The organism is Hydrogenophaga sp. Root209 (genome assembly GCF_001428625.1).
Classification (GTDB): domain Bacteria; phylum Pseudomonadota; class Gammaproteobacteria; order Burkholderiales; family Burkholderiaceae_C; genus Hydrogenophaga.
The window spans coordinates 90,724-108,357 of sequence record NZ_LMIE01000012.1 but is presented as its reverse complement, the minus strand read 5'-3'; the positions used below and the strand labels follow the sequence as shown (position 1 = coordinate 108,357).

Below are 17,634 nucleotides of genomic sequence, written 5' to 3'. Positions count from 1 at the left end.
CCCCCATGATGAAAAAATTGACGATCGCCACCGCCCTGAGCCTAGTTGCCCTGGGCGCTTGGGCCGATGGCCTTCAGGACCTGGAGAAATTTCTGCGTGAGGTGGGCAGCGGCAAGTCCAGCTTCACCCAGGTGGTGACTTCGCCCAAACGCTCCACCGAGACCGTTGCACGCAGCAAGACCTCGACCGGCACGTTCGAGTTCTTGCGCCCCAACCGTTTCCGGTTCGAATACACCAAGCCATTCGAACAGACCATCGTGGCCGATGGCCAGACGCTCTGGCTCCACGACGTGGACCTGAACCAGGTCACTGCGCGTGGCCAGAAGGAAGTTCTGGGCAGCACGCCAGCGGCCTTGATTGCGGCGGGCACCGACCTCAAAGGCCTGTCGGACGCGTTTGACCTCAAGCCCGCGGCGGCCAAAGACGGCCTGGAGTGGTTGGAAGCAAAACCGAAGGACCGCAACGGGCAGTTGCAGATGGTGCGCGTGGGATTCAGGCAAGGCCAGTTGTCGGTGCTCGACATCGAGGACAGCCTCGGCCAGCGGTCGGTGCTCACCTTCAACGACTGGCAGGCCAACGCGCCCTTGAAAGCGACCGACTTCAAGTTCCAGCCACCGGCCGGCGCGTCTGTCATGCGGCCCTGAACTCCGTGGCCGCCCCCAGCCCCCACGCGCCCCTGGCCGAGCGACTTCGCCCACGCACCTTGGGCGAAGTCATCGGCCAGCAGCACATGCTGGGCGAGGGCATGGCGCTGCGTTTGGCCTTTGAATCGGGTCAACCGCACAGTTGCATCCTCTGGGGTCCGCCCGGTGTGGGCAAGACCACGATTGCGCGGCTCATGGCCGATGCCTTCGACGCTCAGTTCCTCACCATCAGCGCGGTGCTCGGCGGGGTGAAGGACATCCGCGATGCAGTGGAGCGCGCCGAGGCCGCGCGCAGCGGTTTGACCGCCCAGCGCACCATCCTGTTCGTGGACGAAGTGCACCGCTTCAACAAGAGCCAGCAGGACGCCTTTTTGCCGCATGTGGAAAGTGGTCTGTTCACGTTCATCGGGGCCACCACTGAAAACCCGTCGTTCGAGGTCAATTCGGCCTTGCTATCGCGCGCAGCGGTGTATGTGCTGCAGCCGCTGTCGGAAGACGACCTGAAGCTGATCGTCACCAAGGCGCAGGGCATTGACGCGGTGCCCGCCATTGAACCCGCGGCGATCGACCGGCTGATTGCCTATGCCGATGGTGACGCCCGTCGCCTGCTCAACACGCTGGAGACGCTGGCCGTGGCCGCCGGGCGCGAAAAGCTCAGCGAGATCACCGATGCCTGGCTGCTCAAGGTGCTGGGCGAGCGCATGCGCCGTTACGACAAGGGCGGGGAGCAGTTCTACGACACCATCAGCGCGTTGCACAAAAGCGTGCGCGGCTCCGACCCGGACGCGGCGCTGTACTGGTTCGTGCGCATGCTCGACGGCGGCGCCGACCCGCGCTACATGGCGCGGCGCTTCATCCGCATGGCCAGTGAAGACATCGGTCTGGCCGACCCGCGTGCCTTGCGCCTGGCGCTGGATGCTGCCGAGGTGTACGAGCGACTGGGCAGCCCCGAGGGCGAACTGGCACTGGCCGAGTGCGTGATCTATCTGGCCGTGGCGCCCAAGTCGAACGCGGTCTACAAGGCCTTCAACGCGGCCAAGGCTTTCGTGAAGAAAGACGGCACGCGCGCAGTGCCGATGCACCTGCGCAACGCGCCCACCAAGCTCATGAAGGAGCTCGACTACGGCAAGGGCTACCGGTACGCGCACGATGAAGAGGGTGGTTTTGCCGCAGGCGAAAGCTATCTGCCCGAGGGCATGGCCGAGCCCGGTTTCTACCGGCCGGTGGACCGTGGTCTGGAATTGCGCATCGCCGATAAGCTGCGCGAGCTCAAGAGTCGCAACAATCAAAATAACTAATGCGTTCCCATTCGCGCTGATGCAAGCGAGGGTGCCCCACCAAAATACCGGGTAAACCCTTGTGCGCTAAGGGCATACACGCATTCGGCCTCCAAAAGCGCGTCATTACAATCCGTCCACCAACCCGCAGTCTGTCCTGTCTCAAGGTCATGTCTGGCGGGTTTTTTGCTAGGTTGAAACAGGCCGCCGCCACAAGCACCTTGCGGCCTGTCACACACACGGAGAATCTTTCATGGAAGTTTTGCTACAGCAGATCATCAACGGTCTGGTGCTGGGCAGTATGTATGCGCTGGTGGCCCTGGGATACACCATGGTCTACGGCATCATCGGTTTGATCAACTTTGCACACGGCGACGTGCTGATGGTGGGGGCGCTGACCAGCTGGACCTTGATCGGCTGGATGCGGGAGGCCTCACCCGATCTGCCGGGCTGGCTGGTGCTGCTGCTGGCCACGGTGATTGCGATGGTGGTCTGCGCCACGCTGAACTTCACGATCGAGAAGCTGGCCTACCGGCCGCTGCGCAACTCGAACCGACTCGCTCCCCTGATCACCGCCATCGGCATGTCGCTGCTCTTGCAGACCTTCGCCATGATCATCTGGAAGCCCAATCCCAAGTCCTATCCGAACATGCTGCCCACCGAGCCGGTGGAGTTCGCGGGCGCGGTGATCTCGATCACGCAGATCACCATCCTGGCCACCACGGCCATCACGCTGGCCTTCCTGATGTGGCTGGTCAACCGCACCAATCTGGGTCGCGCCATGCGTGCCACGGCCGAGAACCCGCGCGTGGCCGCGCTCATGGGCATCAAGCCCGACGTGGTCATCTCCGCCACCTTCATCATCGGCGCCATGCTGGCCGCGATCGCCGGCATCATGTGGGCGTCCAACTACGGCACCGTGCAACACGCCATGGGCTTCATGCCCGGTCTCAAGGCCTTCGTGGCCGCGGTCATGGGCGGCATCGGCAACCTCGCTGGTGCGGTGGTCGGGGGCATTGCCCTGGGCCTGATCGAATCCCTGGGCGCCGGTTACCTCGGCAAGCTCACCGGCGGCGTGCTGGGCAGCCAGTACACCGACATCTTTGCCTTCATCGTGCTGGCCATCGTGCTCACGCTGCGCCCCTCGGGCCTGCTGGGTGAACGTGTGGCGGACCGTGCCTGACCGGTAGGAGAACTCACATGATGAACACCAAAACCGGCAAGCTGATCGTCTTCCTGATCGCGGGTGCGGCCCTGCTGCTGCTGCCCATCATCCTGCAGTCCACCGGCAGCAACTCCTGGGTGCGCATTGTCGACATTGCGCTCATGTATGTGCTGCTGGCGCTGGGCCTGAACATCGTGGTGGGCTACGCCGGCCTGCTGGATCTGGGCTACATCGCCTTCTTCGCGGTGGGCGCCTATGTCTTTGCGCTGCTGGGCTCGCCCCACCTCGCCGATACCTTCCCGGCCATCAAGGCGATGTTCCCCAACGGGCTTCACTACAGCATCTGGCTGGTGATGATCATCGCGGCGGCGGTCGCGGGCGTGGTCGGCATGATCCTGGGCGCGCCCACACTCAAGCTGCGCGGCGACTACCTGGCCATCATCACGCTGGGCTTCGGCGAGATCATCCGCATCTTTCTGCTCAACATGGACCGCCCGGTAAACATCACCAACGGACCCAAGGGCATCAGCCAGATCGACACCATCTCGGTCTTCGGCCTTGATCTCGGCAAGCGCCTGACCATTGGCGACTACACCTTCCAGCCGGTCACGCTCTATTACTACCTGTTCCTTTTCTTCGTCGTGCTGGCCATCATCATTTCGTACCGCCTGCAGGACTCGCGCATCGGCCGCGCCTGGATGGCCATTCGCGAAGACGAGATCGCTGCCAAGGCCATGGGCCTGAACACCCGCAACCTCAAGTTGCTGGCCTTCGGCATGGGCGCTTCGTTCGGCGGCGTCTCCGGTGTGTTGTTCGCCTCGTTCCAGCGCTTCGTCTCGCCCGAGTCGTTCTCGCTCATGGAGTCGGTGATGGTGGTGGCCATGGTCGTGCTCGGCGGCATCGGGCACATCCCGGGCGTGGTACTGGGCGCTTTGCTGCTGGCAGGTCTGCCCGAGCTGCTGCGCCATGTGGCGCACCCACTCACGGCCATGACCGACGGCCGTCTGGCCCCCGAGATCCTGCGCCAGTTGCTGATCGCACTGGCGATGGTGGTCGTCATGCTGATTCGACCCAAAGGCTTGTGGCCCTCGCCCGAGCATGGCAAGTCCTTGTCCAAGTGAGCGGAGAATCCAGATGACTGACACGATTCTCAAAGTGGCGAACGTCTCCAAGCGCTTCGGTGGCCTGCAGGCCCTGAGCGATGTGGGCATTGAAATCAAACGCGGCCAGGTCTATGGCCTGATCGGCCCCAACGGCGCCGGCAAGACGACTTTCTTCAACGTGCTGACCGGCCTGTATTCGCCCGACAGCGGCTCCTTCGAGCTGGCGGGCAAACCGTACACACCCAGCGCGGTGCACGAGGTGGCCAAGGCCGGCATCGCCCGCACCTTCCAGAACATCCGCCTCTTCGCCGAAATGACGGCGCTGGAAAACGTGATGGTCGGGCGCCATGTGCGTACCCATTCGGGCCTGATCGGAGCCGTGTTCCGCACGCCCGGTTTCAAGCGCGAAGAGGCTGAGATAACGGCGCGTGCGCGCGAATTGCTGGCCTACGTGGGCATCGAGAAATTCGCCGACTACAAGTCGCGCACGCTGAGCTACGGCGACCAGCGCCGGTTGGAAATCGCACGTGCCCTGGCCACCGACCCGCAGCTCATCGCGCTGGACGAGCCCGCCGCCGGCATGAACGCGACCGAAAAGATCCAGTTGCGCGAGCTGATCGACCGCATCCGCAAGGACGACCGCACCATCCTGCTGATCGAGCACGACGTGAAACTGGTCATGGGCCTGTGCGACCGCGTGACCGTGCTCGACTACGGCAAACAGCTGTCGTCTGGCACGCCCGCCGATGTGCAGCGCGACCCCAAGGTGATCGAGGCCTACCTCGGCACTGGCGGCCACTGATCAAGGAATGACCCCATGGCAAACACACTCCTCAAAATCAGCGGCCTGAAGGTCGCCTACGGCGGCATCAAGGCGGTCAAGGGCATCGATCTCGAAGTGAACGAAGGCGAGCTGATCTCGCTGATCGGCTCCAACGGCGCGGGCAAGACCACCACGATGAAGGCCGTCACCGGCTCGCTGGCCTTTGAAGCCGGCGACATCGAATACATGGGCCAGAGCATCAAGGGCAAGGGCGCCTGGGACCTGGTGAAACAGGGCTTGGCCATGGTGCCGGAAGGCCGTGGCGTGTTCACCCGCATGACCATCACCGAAAACCTGCAAATGGGCGCCTACATCCGCAGCGACAAGGCCGGCATCGCGCAGGACATCGAGAAGATGTTCGGTATCTTCCCGCGCCTGCGTGAGCGCAAGGACCAGCTCGCCGGCACCATGAGTGGGGGTGAACAGCAGATGCTGGCCATGGCGCGCGCGCTCATGAGCCAGCCCAAGGTGCTGCTGCTCGACGAGCCCTCCATGGGCCTGTCGCCCATCATGGTCGACAAGATCTTCGAGGTGGTGCGAGACGTGTCCAAACAGGGCGTGACCATCCTGCTGGTGGAACAGAACGCCCGCCGCGCGCTGCAGATTGCCGACCGCGGTTACGTGATGGACTCGGGCGAAATCATCATGACGGGCAAGGGCCGCGACATGCTGGATGATCCAAAGGTGCGTGCCGCTTACCTCGGCGAATAACTCGCCACCATTCTGCCGACAAGAACATTTCCGGGGCGAAGTGCCTGTTCCAGAGCACTCACGGAACCGGCTTTGCCGGGCCGTAGAGTGCGCCCCCCTTGAGGGGGTTCGCGCGTCAGCGCGGCGGGGGGTGCTTCAAATCCTACAATCGTGGGTTGCGCACTTCGGTGCCCAACCCATTTTTCATTCATGACCCAAGTCCACACCCCCGACACAAGCGCCCCAGCGCACGACGACAACCAGCTGATCGCGGAGCGCCGCGAGAAGCTCAAGGCGATGCGCGAAGCGCAGCAGCGGGGCGAGGGCGTGGCCTTCCCGAACGACTTCAAACCTTCCGATAAGGCCGCCGAGCTGTTCGCGGTGCACGGCGAGACCACCAAGGAAGCGCTTGAAGCCACCCCGGTGCGCGCCTGTGTTGCCGGGCGCATGATGCTCAAGCGCGTGATGGGCAAGGCCAGCTTTGCCACACTGCAAGACGCCTCGTTTGGCCCCAGCGGCGGGCGCATCCAGATCTACCTGAACAACGAGAGCGTGGGCGAGGCCCTGCACAACGCCTTCAAACACTGGGACTTGGGCGACATCGTGGCGGCCGAAGGCGTGCTGTTTCGCACCCGCACCGGTGAACTCACCATCCACGCCGACAGCATCCGCCTGATCACCAAGAGTCTGCGCCCGCTGCCCGACAAGTTCCACGGCATCCACGACCAGGAGATCAAGTACCGCCAGCGCTATGTGGACCTGATGACCGACGAGAGTGCGCGCCAGCGTTTCGTCAACCGCAGCCGTGGCATTTCCAGCCTGCGCGGCTTCATGGTCAGCCATGGCTTCCTGGAGGTCGAGACGCCGATGCTGCACCCGATCCCGGGTGGTGCCAATGCCAAGCCGTTCAAGACGCACCACAACGCGCTCGATCAGGAAATGTTCCTGCGCATCGCGCCCGAGCTGTACTTGAAGCGTTTGCTGGTGGGTGGCTTCGACCGCGTGTTCGAGATCAACCGCAACTTCCGCAACGAAGGCATCAGCGTGCGGCACAACCCCGAGTTCACCATGATGGAGTTCTACGCGGCGTACTGGAACTACCAGGACCTGATGAGCTTCACCGAAGAGCTCATCCGCCACGTGGTGCAAGAGGTGCGCGGCGATGTGCCGTTGACCTACCAGGGTCAGCCGGTGGACGTGACCTCGCCATTCGAGCGGCTCACCATCCGCGAGGCCATCCTCAAGCACACCGAGGCGGGCGACAACGTGGACAGCGTGGAATGGCTGCTGAATCAGTTGAAGAAGCTCGGCCTGAGCGAAGCCAAGCACCAGCTCTCTACGCGCAGCCTGGCCAGCCTGCAGGTGATGTACTTCGAAGAGAAGGTCGAGGACAAGCTCTGGAACCCGACCTTCATCATGGACCACCCGACCGAGATCTCGCCGCTGGCGCGCGCCAACGATTTGAAGCCCGAGGTGACCGAGCGCTTCGAGCTCTACATCACCGGCCGCGAATTCGGCAACGCGTTCTCGGAGCTCAACGATGCCGAAGATCAGGCCGCGCGTTTCCAGGCGCAGGTGTCGGCCAAGGAGGGTGGTGACGACGAGGCCATGCATTTCGACGCCGACTACATTCGCGCGCTCGAATACGGCATGCCGCCGGCCGGTGGCTGCGGCATCGGCATCGACCGCCTGATGATGCTGCTGACCGACAGCGCCAGCATCCGCGACGTGATCTTGTTCCCTGCGCTGCGCAGGGAGAACTGAGCCCCCACGCTTCCCCGCTGCGCGAGGTTCGCTGCCCCCCAAGGGGGCTGATTCGCCTTGGGGCGGCCCGGCGGTGAAACCGAGCCCCCACGCTCCCCCGCTGCGCGAGGTTCGCTGCCCCCCAAAGGGGGCTGATTCGCCTTGGGGCGGCCCGGCGGCGAATCGTTTGGGCCTTGCTAGAAGTTGAGCTTCAGGATGGTCCTGCGGTTCTCCTGACGCAGGGTGTCCAGCCCGCTGCGCAGCCAGTCCAGATGGGCTTGTGCGTTGCTCTCCAGATCGGAGCCGCTGGCCGCGTCGGGCAGCAGCGCCAAGACCACCTTGAACTTCAAGGTGGTACCCACCGGCAATTGGTTCGAGGGGCGCAGGCCACCTGCCACGATGCTGGTGGCCGCGGCCACCACCTGGGCTTCACGAACCGGGCCCTCCATCAGCAAGGCCAGTGTGCTGTCGTTGACCCGGCCGGCAGTGTCCACGTCGCGCGCCACCGATCTCAACAACGAACCCGTGAGCACCAGCGCCCTGTCGGCCACTTCACGCCCGTGCGTCTCGGCAAACCAGCCATGGTTGTCCAGATCGATCAGCAGCAGGGCACTGCGGTGCTGGTAGCGCTGGGCGCGCACCAGGCTCTCGTGCAGGCGCAGCATGAAGTTGTGCCGGTTGGTCAGGCCCGTGAGCGGCTCGGTCAGCGCCAGCGCGCGGGCGCGGGTCTGTGCCTCGTGCTGCATGGACGATCGTTGCAGCAGGCCATAGATGAGCAACGGTGCTTCGATGGCCGCAGCCATCACCATCCCGTACTGCGAGAGGACGCCCGAGGACAACAGGCCGAAGTTGCGTAGCACGGGCAAGGTGCCGGCGATGAGCACAGGCAGAACGCCCAGCGCGATCCAGCGCACCCAGCGGTCTCCGGTGCGCCAGGCCGCCCACAGCATCGCGTACACCAGCACCATGGTGAGTGCACCAGCGGCGGTCACGGCCTGCAGACTGGTGGTGGTGGGGCGCACCACGTCCCAGGCGGTCAGGACCATGAACACGCCCGCCAGGCTCAAGGCCAGCCGGTCCAGCCTGCGGCCGATGCGCCGTGGCTGCACCACATGTCGCACAAACAGCAGGCCCGAGACGGCCGTGAGCGGCAGCAACACGAACTCGGCCAGGCTGTTCCAGCGTGGCCAGGTGGGCCACAGGAACTGGCCACCGACCCCCAGCGACGCGGCCAGCGCCAGGCCCAGCACGGTGACGTAAATGGCGTAGGCCGCGAAGCTGGTGTCACGGAACACCAGAGCGTTGGCGATGGCGGTGGCGATCAGCAGCGCTGCCATGCCGAAATACGCACCCAGCAAGAACTGCTGGTGGATGCGCAGTTCACGCAGGGTGTTGTGGTTGTGGACCAGCAGCTCGCCCGAGAACGGCACGCGGGCGTGTTCGATGCGCACCCAGTACGTGACGGCCTGATCGACCCGGGGATCCAGCGCAAACACCGGATAGCGATCGGGATAGGCCCAGTCGCGCACGGCAATGTGATCGCCGGCGTGTTGCGCATGCCAACTGCCGTCAGCCTGGCGGTGGAACAGGCTCACCCGGTCGGTGCCGGAGTGGGTGAGCTCCAGCTCCCAATGCGCGCTGTTGTCTTTGACCTCGGCGTCAAAACGCACCCACAGCACCGCTCCCGGGGCCAGTTGCACCCGGCTGCCCGGTGCCCGCACGCCAAAGGGCAGGTCGCGGTACCGAGCTTCCAGTTGTTGGGGCGTCAGCGCGCCACTGCCATCCACCCAGAATGTGCTGCGACCGGCCAGAGGCAGGGTGTTCTGGCTACCGTCCAGCATCAAGGTGCGAGGCGGCAGCATGGACTGGGCCCAGGCCGTGTTGAGTGCGAGCAGCGCCAAGCCCAGGAGGGCGCACAGACGGAGGAATGGGGTCACAAGCGGGTCGGTGCGCCAGACGCGCGAAAGCCAAAAGGCCTCCATTGTGTCTTGGCAGACCCACAGCCGGATTTCCGCCAAGGCACCACGCCGGTGCATGGTGGGCAAAAAAAACCCCGGGTGCCAGGGCAGCCGGGGTGTGCGCAGACGGTGGCGTCCGCGCTCAAGCGTAGGCGGCCAGCGCCTTGCGCATTTTCTTCATGGCCGCCACTTCGATCTGGCGCACGCGCTCGGCGCTCACGCCGTATTCGGCAGCCAGCTCGTGCAGCGTCATGCCGCCGGAGCCGTCGTCGTTCACCTTGAGCCAGCGCTCGCTCACGATGCGGCGCGAGCGGTCGTCGAGTTCGCTCATGGCCAAGGCCACGCCTTCGGTGGCCAGCGCGTCGCGCTCCGCCGATTCCAGCACCGCGGTCGGTTCGTGGGTGGCGTCAGCCAGGTAGGCAATGGGGCCGAAGGCGTCTTCGCCGTCATCACCCGGGCTCGGATCCAGCACCACGTCGCCACCCGAGAGCCGCGTTTCCATTTCGCGCACTTCTTCCGGCTTCACGTTGAGTTCTCTGGCCATCACGCCCACTTCATGGTCGCTCAGCACCTCGCGGTGGGTGTCGCCGTCCAGCGCATCGGAGCGAAAGCCCTGCTTGCGCGAGCGCAGGTTGAAGAACAACTTGCGCTGGGCCTTGGTCGTGGCCAGCTTGACCATGCGGCAGTTCTTCAACACGTATTCATGGATCTCGGCCTTGATCCAGTGCATGGCGTAGCTCACCAGACGCACGCCCTGGTCGGGGTCAAAGCGCTTCACCGCCTTCATCAGGCCGACATTGCCCTCCTGAATCAGGTCGCCGTGTGGCAAGCCATAACCCAGGTACTGGCGGGCGATCGACACCACCAGGCGCAGGTGCGACATCACCAGCTGGCCGGCGGCCTCCAGGTCGTTGTCGTCGCGCAGGCGGCGCGCGGCCTTCTGCTCTTCGTCCAGCGTGAGCAGCGGCAGGCGGTTGACCGCGGAAATATAAGCATCCAGGTTGCCCAGGGGCGGCACCAGCGCCCATGGGTTCGCAACAGCGATCTGGCCACTGGAAACGGCGGAAACGGGGGCAAGCGAGTGGGACATGCAGAACCTCCTCAGGACTGTTCCAAGAATATTAGCACTCTCTGTGATCGAGTGCTAAGGAAGAAGTTCCACTCCCTCTGCTGTCCTAGGGCCTTGGCTGCTGGGTAGTCAAAGCCACTACAGTTCGGTTGCCCGAACCACCAGGACCAGACCATGCCCCGCCCCGTTCTCGATGAAGCCGCCATCCACCCCGCCATCCAGCAGAAAGTGGCCAACCTCAATAGTGACTTGCTGCGCCAGGTCCAGACCGACGTGGCTTCCAACACCGTGATGGTGTTCGGCATGTCGGGCAACCCCTGGGTGCGCCGGGTCCGCAAGACGCTGAACGCCGCCGGTGTGGCCCATGGGTACCTGGAGATCGGCAGCTATGTCTCGCAGTGGCGCCGGCGCAATGCGCTCAAGATGTGGACCGGCTGGCCCACCTTTCCCATGGTGTTTGTGCGCGGCGTGCTGGTGGGGGGCGCGCAAGACGTGCAACGGCTCGCCGAGTCGGGTGAGCTGAAGCAGCTTCTGACCGCATGAAACCTCGATCCCGCTCGACCAAGCCCGAAGTCTGGCGCTGCGACGTGGGCGGCGCGTCGGTCGCGGTGCTCGACATCCCCGGCTCGCTGGATCGGCATCGCAGCTTCGATGTGGACGCGACGCTCGTGGTGCGTGTGCCACAGCCGCTGGACGGCGCCTGGCACGAACTTTCTGTTGAGCTTGACGGCAAGCGCCAATGGTCGCGCCGCATTGCCAGCAGCAGCCCCGGCCAGACCGACGGGCTGGACTACCACTGCCGCGTAGAGCTGCCGCCTGGGCGTGCATTGCGCATTCGCGCGGTGGCGGCCGCTTGCGGCTCGGTGGTGCGCCAACTGGCGGTGGAAGCGCGGGAAGAACTGCCGGGCGGCTGACATCCGCCACTTGTGACGTTTGATCACAAAAACGGTGGCAACGTGTCCTCCGTCTGAAAGACCTGTCGTCCGATGCAAGCCCCCCACCTTTGGGGGTCGACCAAACCAGCCGAGTGGTCGTATGCTCGCGCGGTCGATAAAGACCCGGTTGGAAAGTTCCTGCAGCGTCAACGCGCTGCACGGAACTTGATGGCGCACTTTCACCGTTGCGCCTTCCTGGTTCGGGAACGGTCATGAACCCTTTCAGGCAGTTGAACATGAACTATTCGTCGCGCGCTCCGCGCCGGGGCATCCCTCTGGCGTTGTGGTCTCTCTTTCTGGTGGCCACGTCCTGGCTGAGCGGTTGCGGTGGCCCGGCCGACGCGCAAGGCGGCCCACCCCAGGCCGCGCCGGTGAGCGTGGCCCCCGCGGTGGCCCGCACCGTGTCCGACAGCGAGACCTTCAGCGGTCGGCTGGAGGCGGCTGAATACGTGGAACTGCGCCCCCGCGTGGGCGGGGTGGTGGACAAGGTCCACTTCACCGATGGCGCGCTGGTCTCCAAAGGCCAGTTGCTGTTCACCATCGACCCGCGTCCGTTCGAGGCCGAGGTGGCCCGTGCCGAGTCGCAACTGGCCGCCGCGCGCTCACGCGCAGAGCTCGCCACCACCGAGGTGGCCCGCGCGCAGAAACTGCTCGATGCCAAGGCCGTTTCGCGCCAGGAGTTCGACCAGCTCTCTTCCAGCTCGCGCACCACCGACGCCGACATCAAGGCCGCCCAGGCCGCGCTGCGGGTGGCGCAGCTCAACCTGTCCTACACCACCGTGCGCTCACCGATCGCCGGGCGCGCCTCACGGGCCAACATCACGGCCGGCAATCTGGTCACCGAGCAGAGCGTGCTCACCTCGATCGCCGGCGTGTCGCGGGTCCACGCCTACTTCGACGGCAGCGAGCAGACTTTCCTGCGCATCCGCGCGGCCAACGAGAAGACGCCCGCCGTGCGCATGGGTCTGGCCAACGAGGACGGATTTCCTCATGTTGGAACGCTCGATTTCGTGGACAACCGACTCAACCCGCAGACCGGAGCGATCCGCCTGCGCGCCAGCTTTGACAACGGCAAGGGCCAGTTTGTGCCTGGCCTGGCCGCGCGCCTGACCATGGCCACCAGCGCGCCCTACGCGGCGGTGATGGTGCCCGAGCGCGCCATTGGCACCGACCAGAGCAAGAAGTTCGTGGTGGTGGTGGGCGCCGATGGCCAGCCGCAGTTTCGCGGTGTGCAGCTCGGTGCCTTGCAGGGCGGCATGCGCGTGGTGGGCGGGGGGCAGATCAAGGCCGGCGAGAACGTGGTGGTGGACGGCCTGCAGCGCATCATCCCGGGTGTGCCGGTGGCGCCGCAGGTGCTGCAGGTGGATGCCCTGGGCATGCCGATTCCGGCCGCACCCGCGGCGCCGGCCGGTGGTCCGCCGCCCACGTCGCAGCGCGCCACCGACGCCCGCGCGGCCTGAGCGGAGCGCCCCATGGACATCTCACACTTTTTCATCGACCGGCCGCGCTTTGCCGCCGTGTTGTCGATCTTCATTTTCCTCATCGGCACGCTGGCCATCTTCCAGTTGCCGCTCTCCGAGTACCCCGAGGTCGCGCCGCCACAGATCGTGGTGCGCGCGCAGTTCCCCGGCGCCAACCCGCGCGTGATCAGCGAGACCGTGGCCACGCCGCTGGAAGAGCAGATCAGCGGCATCGAGAACCTGCTGTATTTCGATTCGCAGGCCACCGCCGACGGCGCCATGACGCTCACCGTCACGTTCAAGATCGGCACCAGCCCCGAAGCCGCTGAAACCGCGGTGCAGAACCGCATCAACCGCGCGCTGCCGCGCCTGCCCGAGATCGTGCGCCAGATCGGCGTGACCACCGAAAAGAGCAGCCCCAACCTGACCATGGTGGTGCACCTGGTGAGTCCGGACAACAGCCGTGATGCGCTCTACCTGCGCAACTACGGCCAGCTCAACGTGCGCGACGATTTGCTGCGCATACCAGGCATGGGCTCGGTCATCCTGTTTGGCGCGGGCGACTACGCCATGCGCGTCTGGCTCGACCCCACCAAACTCGCCGCGCGTGGCCTCACCACGGCCGAGGTGATCGGCGCGATCCGCGAGCAGAACGCGCAAGTGGCCGCAGGCACCGTGGGCGCGCCGCCCGCACCCACCGGCACCGAGTTCCAGCTCGCCGTCAACACGCAGGGCCGCCTGACCACCGAGCAGGAATTTGCCGACATCATCATTCGTGCCGAGCCCGCCACCGGCGGCATGATCCGCATCCGCGACATCGGCCGGGTCGAGCTCTCCGCCGGCAGTTTTGCGCTGCGCAGCCTGCTCAACAACAAGGAAGCCGCAGCCATCGCCGTGTTCCAGGCGCCGGGCTCGAATGCACTCGCGCTCTCCAACAACGTGCGCGAGGCCATGGAGCGGATGAAGGCGAACTTTCCGCCCGGCATGAGCTACAGCATCGTCTACGACCCCACACGTTTCGTGCAGACCTCCATCGAGAAAGTGGTGATCACGCTGCTGGAGGCCATCGCGCTGGTGGTGCTGGTGGTCATCGTCTTTCTGCAGACCTGGCGCGCCTCGCTCATCCCGCTGCTGGCGGTGCCCGTGTCCATCGTGGGCACCTTCGCCTTCCTGTTGCTGCTCGGTTATTCCATCAACACGCTCACACTGTTTGGTCTGGTGCTGGCCATCGGCATCGTGGTGGACGACGCCATCGTGGTGGTCGAGAACGTGGAGCGCAACATCGAGGAAGGCCTGTCGCCGCGCGACGCCACCATCCAGGCCATGCGCGAGGTCTCGGGGCCCATCATCGCGATCGCGCTGGTGCTCTGCGCGGTGTTCGTGCCGCTGGCTTTCGTGCCCGGCCTGACCGGCCAGTTCTACAAGCAGTTCGCCGTCACCATTGCCATCAGCACGGTGATCTCGGCCTTCAACTCGCTCACGCTCAGCCCGGCACTCTCGGCGCTGCTGCTGCACCCGCACGACCAGTCGCCCGACCGGCTCACGCGCGCCATGGACAAGGTGTTCGGCCCCTTCTTCCGCTGGTTCGACCGCGTGTTCCACCGCGGCAGCGAAGGTTATGGCCGCCGCGTGGGCTATATCGTGCGGCACAAGACGGCCTCGCTCGCGGTCTACGCCATCCTGCTGGCCGCGACGGCGCTGCTGTTCACGCGCATCCCCGCCGGCTTCGTGCCCGCGCCCGACAAGCAGTACCTGATCGGCATCGCGCAGTTGCCCGCGGGCTCGTCCATCGACCGCACCGACAAGGTGATCCGCGAGATGAGCGACATCGCGCTCAAGGTGCCCGGCATCATCGACTCGGTGGCCTTTCCTGGTCTTTCCATCGCCGGCTTCTCGGCCGCGCCCAACGAAGGCATCGTCTTCTTCGGCCTGGCGCCGTTCGAAGAGCGCACCACACCCGACCTCAGCAAGGGCGCGATCCTGGGGCAGATCAACGGTGCGATCCAGCAGATTCAGGGGGCGCGCATGTTTGTGGTGCCGCCGCCCGCGGTGGACGGCCTGGGCAACGCCGGCGGCTTCAAGCTGCAGGTGCAGGACCGGGGAGGCCTCGGTGAGCAGGCGCTGTATGGCGCGGTGTGGGGCACGCTGGGGCAGGTGTACGGCAACCCCCAATCGAGCATCGGCACGCCGTTTTCCGGCTACGACATCAATGTGCCGCAGCTCTACGCCAACGTGGACCGCACGCGCGCCAAGCAGATGGGCATCAACCTCGCCGACATCTACGACACCATGCAGGTCAATCTGGGTTCGCTCTACGTGAACGACTTCACCCAGTTCGGCAAGACCTACCAGGTGGTGGTGCAGGCCGACGCGCCGTTCCGCAACAACGCCGAAGCCATCACCAACCTCAAGACGCGCAACGCCGCCGGCGAGATGGTGCCGCTGGGCGCGCTCATGACGGTGGAGCCCACCTTTGGTCCCACGCGCGTGACGCGCTACAACGGTTTTCCCTCGGCCGACATCAACGGCGCGCCCAACCCGGGTTTTTCTTCGAGCCAGGCCGAAGGCGAGATCGAGTCGCTGCTCAAGAAGACCCTGCCGCGCGGTATGAACTACGAGTGGACCGAGCTGAGCTACCAGGACCGCCTCACACGCGACATCACCTTGCCCGGCACTCAGACCAAGGCACCCATCCTCGCGGCGGTGCTGGGCATTTCCGTGCTCCTGGTGATTCTGGTGCTGGCTGCGCAGTATGAAAGTTGGAGCCTGCCCATGGTGATTGTGCTGATCGTGCCCATGGGCATCCTCTCGGCGCTGTTTGGGGTGTGGCTCTCCAGCTTCCCGCCGTTCTCGCAGCCGGGTGACCTCAACATCTTCACGCAGGTGGCGCTGGTGGTGCTGGTCGGCCTGGCCTGTAAAAACGCCATCCTGATCGTGGAGTTCGCCAAGGACCTCGAAGAGCGCGGCGAAGAGCTGTTTGCCGCCATCGTGCACGCCTGCCGCATGCGGCTGCGCCCGATCCTGATGACCTCCATCGCCTTCTGCGCCGGCGTGATCCCGTTGATTCTGGGCAGCGGCGCGGGCAGCGAAATGCGCCGCGCCATGGGCATTGCCGTGTTCTCCGGCATGTTGGGCGTCACCTTGTTCGGCATCTTCCTGACCCCGGTGTTTTATGCGTTGCTGCGCAGCCGCCGCCAGGCCCGCCGAAGCGCCGCCTCCCACGTCGCCGTGCAGGGAGCCAGCCATGAATAGGCGCCTTGTGCCTTCCGCGCTGTTCGCTGCCGTGCTCGCTGCTGTGCTTTCAGGTTGCAGCGCCGTGGGCCCCGACTACCAGCGCCCCACCACCGCGCTGGACGCCGGGTTCATCGCCGCAGGCGCCACCGCTGTCAACGCACAAGCGCCCGCGGCCGACATCGCCACCTTCTGGCGCGGCTTCAACGACGCGCGCCTGAGCGCCTTGATCGAACGCGCCCTGCAGGCCAACGGCGACGTGCGCATTGCACAGGCCCGCCTGCAAGAGGCGCGCGCCAACCAGGGCGAGGCCGACGCAGCCGGCCTGCCGGGCGTGGGCATCGATGCCAGCGCCGAGCGCTCCATCCGCCCCATCACGCAACAGCCCGGCACCACCCGCAGCGCGCGCACCGGCACCGCGTATGACGCCAGCTTTGTCGCCAACTGGGAGATTGATCTCTTTGGCGGCGTGCGCCGGGGCCGCGAGGCCGCTGCCGCCCTCGTGAGTGCCAGCGAGGCCGGCCTGAACGCCGCCCACACCGCTGTTGCGGCCGAGGTGGCGCGCAACTACCTGGAACTGCGCGGCCTGCAGGAGCGCCTGCGCGTGACCGAGGCCAGCCTGGTGAACCAGCGCGACGCGCTGGGCATCACCAACGCCCGCGTGGACAACGGCCGCGGCACCCAGCTCGACCTGGCGCGCGCCCGTGGCCTGGTGGCCAGAACCGAAGCCGCGCTGCCGGCGCTGCAGACCGCCATCGAGCGCAGCGTGTTCCGCCTGGCCACGCTCACCGCGCAGGCACCCCGCGCCCTGCTGGCCGAGCTGAGCGCGCCCGCGCCGCTGCCCGGCCTGCCCATGACCGACCTGGCCACACTGCCCGTGGGCACCCCCGAGCAGTGGTTGCAACGCCGCCCCGACCTCATGGCCGCCGAACGCGAACTGGCCGCCGCCACCGCCAACATCGGCGTGGCCACCGCCGCGCTGTACCCGCGCCTGTCGCTCTCGGGCCTGCTGGGCCTGAACGCCGCGCGCATCGGCGACTTGAACGACAGCCAGTCGGCCCGCTACGCACTGGGTGCCGGCATCAGCTGGACCCCGTTCGACTTCGGCGCCATCCGCTCGCGCATCCGCGCCAGCGAAGCGCGCGCCCAACAAAGCCTGGCCAGCTTCGAGCAGACCGTGGCCGTGGCGCTGGAAGAAACCGAAGGCGCCTTCAGCAGCTACAGCCGCAGCGCACAACGCGCCGACAGCCTGGACGTGGCCGCCCGCAGCGCCGAAGAGGCCGCCGGGTTGGCCCGGCTGCGCTATGACGCCGGTGTGACCGACTTCCTGGCCGTGCTCGACGCCGAACGCGAAGTGCTCAACTCCCGCGACCAACTCGTGCAGGCCCGGGTGGGCACCGCCACCGCGCTGGTGACGGTGTACCGGGCCTTGGGCGGGGGATGGACGCCAACCACCGCAGCGGCCACCACGGTCGGCCAGAGCCGGTAGCGGGTGGCGCGGCGCTGGGAGTACCCTTTGGGCAACCCATCTGTCTT

The 17,634-nt window shown here is 65.8% G+C and carries 14 protein-coding genes; 12 read left to right on the top strand and 2 right to left on the bottom strand.

The genetic code is table 11. The features are described from left to right. The first annotated feature begins 8 nt into the window (after positions 1–8). The 7 genes from lolA to lysS all read left to right on the top strand — a co-directional run bounded on the left by lolA (position 9) and on the right by lysS (position 7,466). On the top strand, positions 9–644 hold the full coding sequence (gene lolA / locus ASE11_RS09255) for an outer membrane lipoprotein chaperone LolA (RefSeq protein ID WP_056270621.1): 636 nt from the start codon (positions 9–11) through the stop codon (positions 642–644). 5 nt (positions 645–649) lie between these two features. Beyond that, entirely contained in the window at positions 650–1,942 is a 1,293-nt protein-coding gene (locus ASE11_RS09250; RefSeq protein ID WP_056269528.1) for a replication-associated recombination protein A, read from the top strand. Positions 1,943–2,174: 232 nt separating this feature from the next. Further along, positions 2,175–3,104: a branched-chain amino acid ABC transporter permease gene (locus tag ASE11_RS09245; RefSeq protein ID WP_056269525.1), complete on the top strand. Its 930-nt coding sequence runs from the start codon at positions 2,175–2,177 to the stop codon at positions 3,102–3,104. Positions 3,105–3,121: 17 nt separating this feature from the next. Beyond that, positions 3,122–4,207 (top strand): branched-chain amino acid ABC transporter permease, encoded by a 1,086-nt coding sequence (locus tag ASE11_RS09240; protein WP_056269522.1) that lies wholly within the window; start codon positions 3,122–3,124, stop codon positions 4,205–4,207. A 13-nt stretch (positions 4,208–4,220) separates the two neighbouring features. After that, positions 4,221–4,991: an ABC transporter ATP-binding protein gene (locus tag ASE11_RS09235; protein WP_056269520.1), complete on the top strand. Its 771-nt coding sequence runs from the start codon at positions 4,221–4,223 to the stop codon at positions 4,989–4,991. Between the two features lie 15 nt (positions 4,992–5,006). Then, complete coding sequence (locus tag ASE11_RS09230) at positions 5,007–5,723, top strand: ABC transporter ATP-binding protein (protein WP_056269516.1); 717 nt, start codon at positions 5,007–5,009, stop codon at positions 5,721–5,723. A 189-nt stretch (positions 5,724–5,912) separates the two neighbouring features. Continuing rightward, positions 5,913–7,466 (top strand): lysine--tRNA ligase, encoded by a 1,554-nt coding sequence (gene lysS / locus ASE11_RS09225; RefSeq protein ID WP_056269513.1) that lies wholly within the window; start codon positions 5,913–5,915, stop codon positions 7,464–7,466. Positions 7,467–7,642: 176 nt separating this feature from the next. On the opposite strand, the gene ASE11_RS09220 is transcribed toward lysS, so the two are convergent. Beyond that, a complete protein-coding gene (locus tag ASE11_RS09220) occupies positions 7,643–9,382 on the bottom strand; it encodes a 7TM diverse intracellular signaling domain-containing protein (protein ID WP_162258038.1) in 1,740 nt (579 codons plus the stop codon). Positions 9,383–9,545: 163 nt separating this feature from the next. Continuing rightward, positions 9,546–10,493 carry an RNA polymerase sigma factor RpoH gene (gene rpoH, locus ASE11_RS09215; protein WP_056269508.1) on the bottom strand — a complete coding sequence of 316 codons (948 nt, stop codon included), beginning with the start codon at positions 10,491–10,493 and terminating at the stop codon, positions 9,546–9,548. A gap of 153 nt (positions 10,494–10,646) precedes the next feature. Here rpoH and ASE11_RS09210 point away from each other — a divergent pair, with 153 nt between their 5' ends. From ASE11_RS09210 to ASE11_RS09190, 5 genes are all read left to right on the top strand, one after another. Continuing rightward, positions 10,647–11,015, top strand: a complete 369-nt coding sequence (locus ASE11_RS09210) for a glutaredoxin domain-containing protein (protein ID WP_056269505.1) — start codon at positions 10,647–10,649, stop codon at positions 11,013–11,015. Further along, positions 11,012–11,386 (top strand): hypothetical protein, encoded by a 375-nt coding sequence (locus tag ASE11_RS09205; RefSeq protein ID WP_056269503.1) that lies wholly within the window; start codon positions 11,012–11,014, stop codon positions 11,384–11,386. Before ASE11_RS09210 ends, ASE11_RS09205 begins: the two co-directional genes overlap by 4 nt. A 233-nt stretch (positions 11,387–11,619) precedes the next feature. After that, the gene (locus ASE11_RS09200; protein ID WP_235501240.1) at positions 11,620–12,867 is read left to right on the top strand and encodes an efflux RND transporter periplasmic adaptor subunit; all 1,248 of its coding nucleotides are present in this window, start codon (positions 11,620–11,622) and stop codon (positions 12,865–12,867) included. A 12-nt stretch (positions 12,868–12,879) separates the two neighbouring features. Then, positions 12,880–16,119 (top strand): efflux RND transporter permease subunit, encoded by a 3,240-nt coding sequence (locus ASE11_RS09195; protein WP_056269497.1) that lies wholly within the window; start codon positions 12,880–12,882, stop codon positions 16,117–16,119. Then, positions 16,112–17,587 (top strand): efflux transporter outer membrane subunit, encoded by a 1,476-nt coding sequence (locus ASE11_RS09190; protein ID WP_056269493.1) that lies wholly within the window; start codon positions 16,112–16,114, stop codon positions 17,585–17,587. The genes ASE11_RS09195 and ASE11_RS09190 overlap by 8 nt, the downstream gene beginning before the upstream one ends. Positions 17,588–17,634 lie beyond the last annotated feature (47 nt).

Bases quoted from the DNA above. Each gene is read 5' to 3' on its own strand.
- ASE11_RS09245 (WP_056269525.1), top strand. From the start codon at position 2,175: ATGGAAGTTTTGCTACAGCAGATCATCAACGGTCTGGTGCTGGGCAGT.
- ASE11_RS09190 (WP_056269493.1), top strand. From the start codon at position 16,112: ATGAATAGGCGCCTTGTGCCTTCCGCGCTGTTCGCTGCCGTGCTCGCT.
- rpoH (WP_056269508.1), bottom strand. From the start codon at position 10,493: ATGTCCCACTCGCTTGCCCCCGTTTCCGCCGTTTCCAGTGGCCAGATC.
- lolA (WP_056270621.1), top strand. From the start codon at position 9: ATGAAAAAATTGACGATCGCCACCGCCCTGAGCCTAGTTGCCCTGGGC.
- lysS (WP_056269513.1), top strand. From the start codon at position 5,913: ATGACCCAAGTCCACACCCCCGACACAAGCGCCCCAGCGCACGACGAC.
- ASE11_RS09240 (WP_056269522.1), top strand. From the start codon at position 3,122: ATGATGAACACCAAAACCGGCAAGCTGATCGTCTTCCTGATCGCGGGT.
- ASE11_RS09210 (WP_056269505.1), top strand. From the start codon at position 10,647: ATGCCCCGCCCCGTTCTCGATGAAGCCGCCATCCACCCCGCCATCCAG.
- ASE11_RS09200 (WP_235501240.1), top strand. From the start codon at position 11,620: ATGAACCCTTTCAGGCAGTTGAACATGAACTATTCGTCGCGCGCTCCG.
- ASE11_RS09235 (WP_056269520.1), top strand. From the start codon at position 4,221: ATGACTGACACGATTCTCAAAGTGGCGAACGTCTCCAAGCGCTTCGGT.
- ASE11_RS09195 (WP_056269497.1), top strand. From the start codon at position 12,880: ATGGACATCTCACACTTTTTCATCGACCGGCCGCGCTTTGCCGCCGTG.
- ASE11_RS09230 (WP_056269516.1), top strand. From the start codon at position 5,007: ATGGCAAACACACTCCTCAAAATCAGCGGCCTGAAGGTCGCCTACGGC.
- ASE11_RS09205 (WP_056269503.1), top strand. From the start codon at position 11,012: ATGAAACCTCGATCCCGCTCGACCAAGCCCGAAGTCTGGCGCTGCGAC.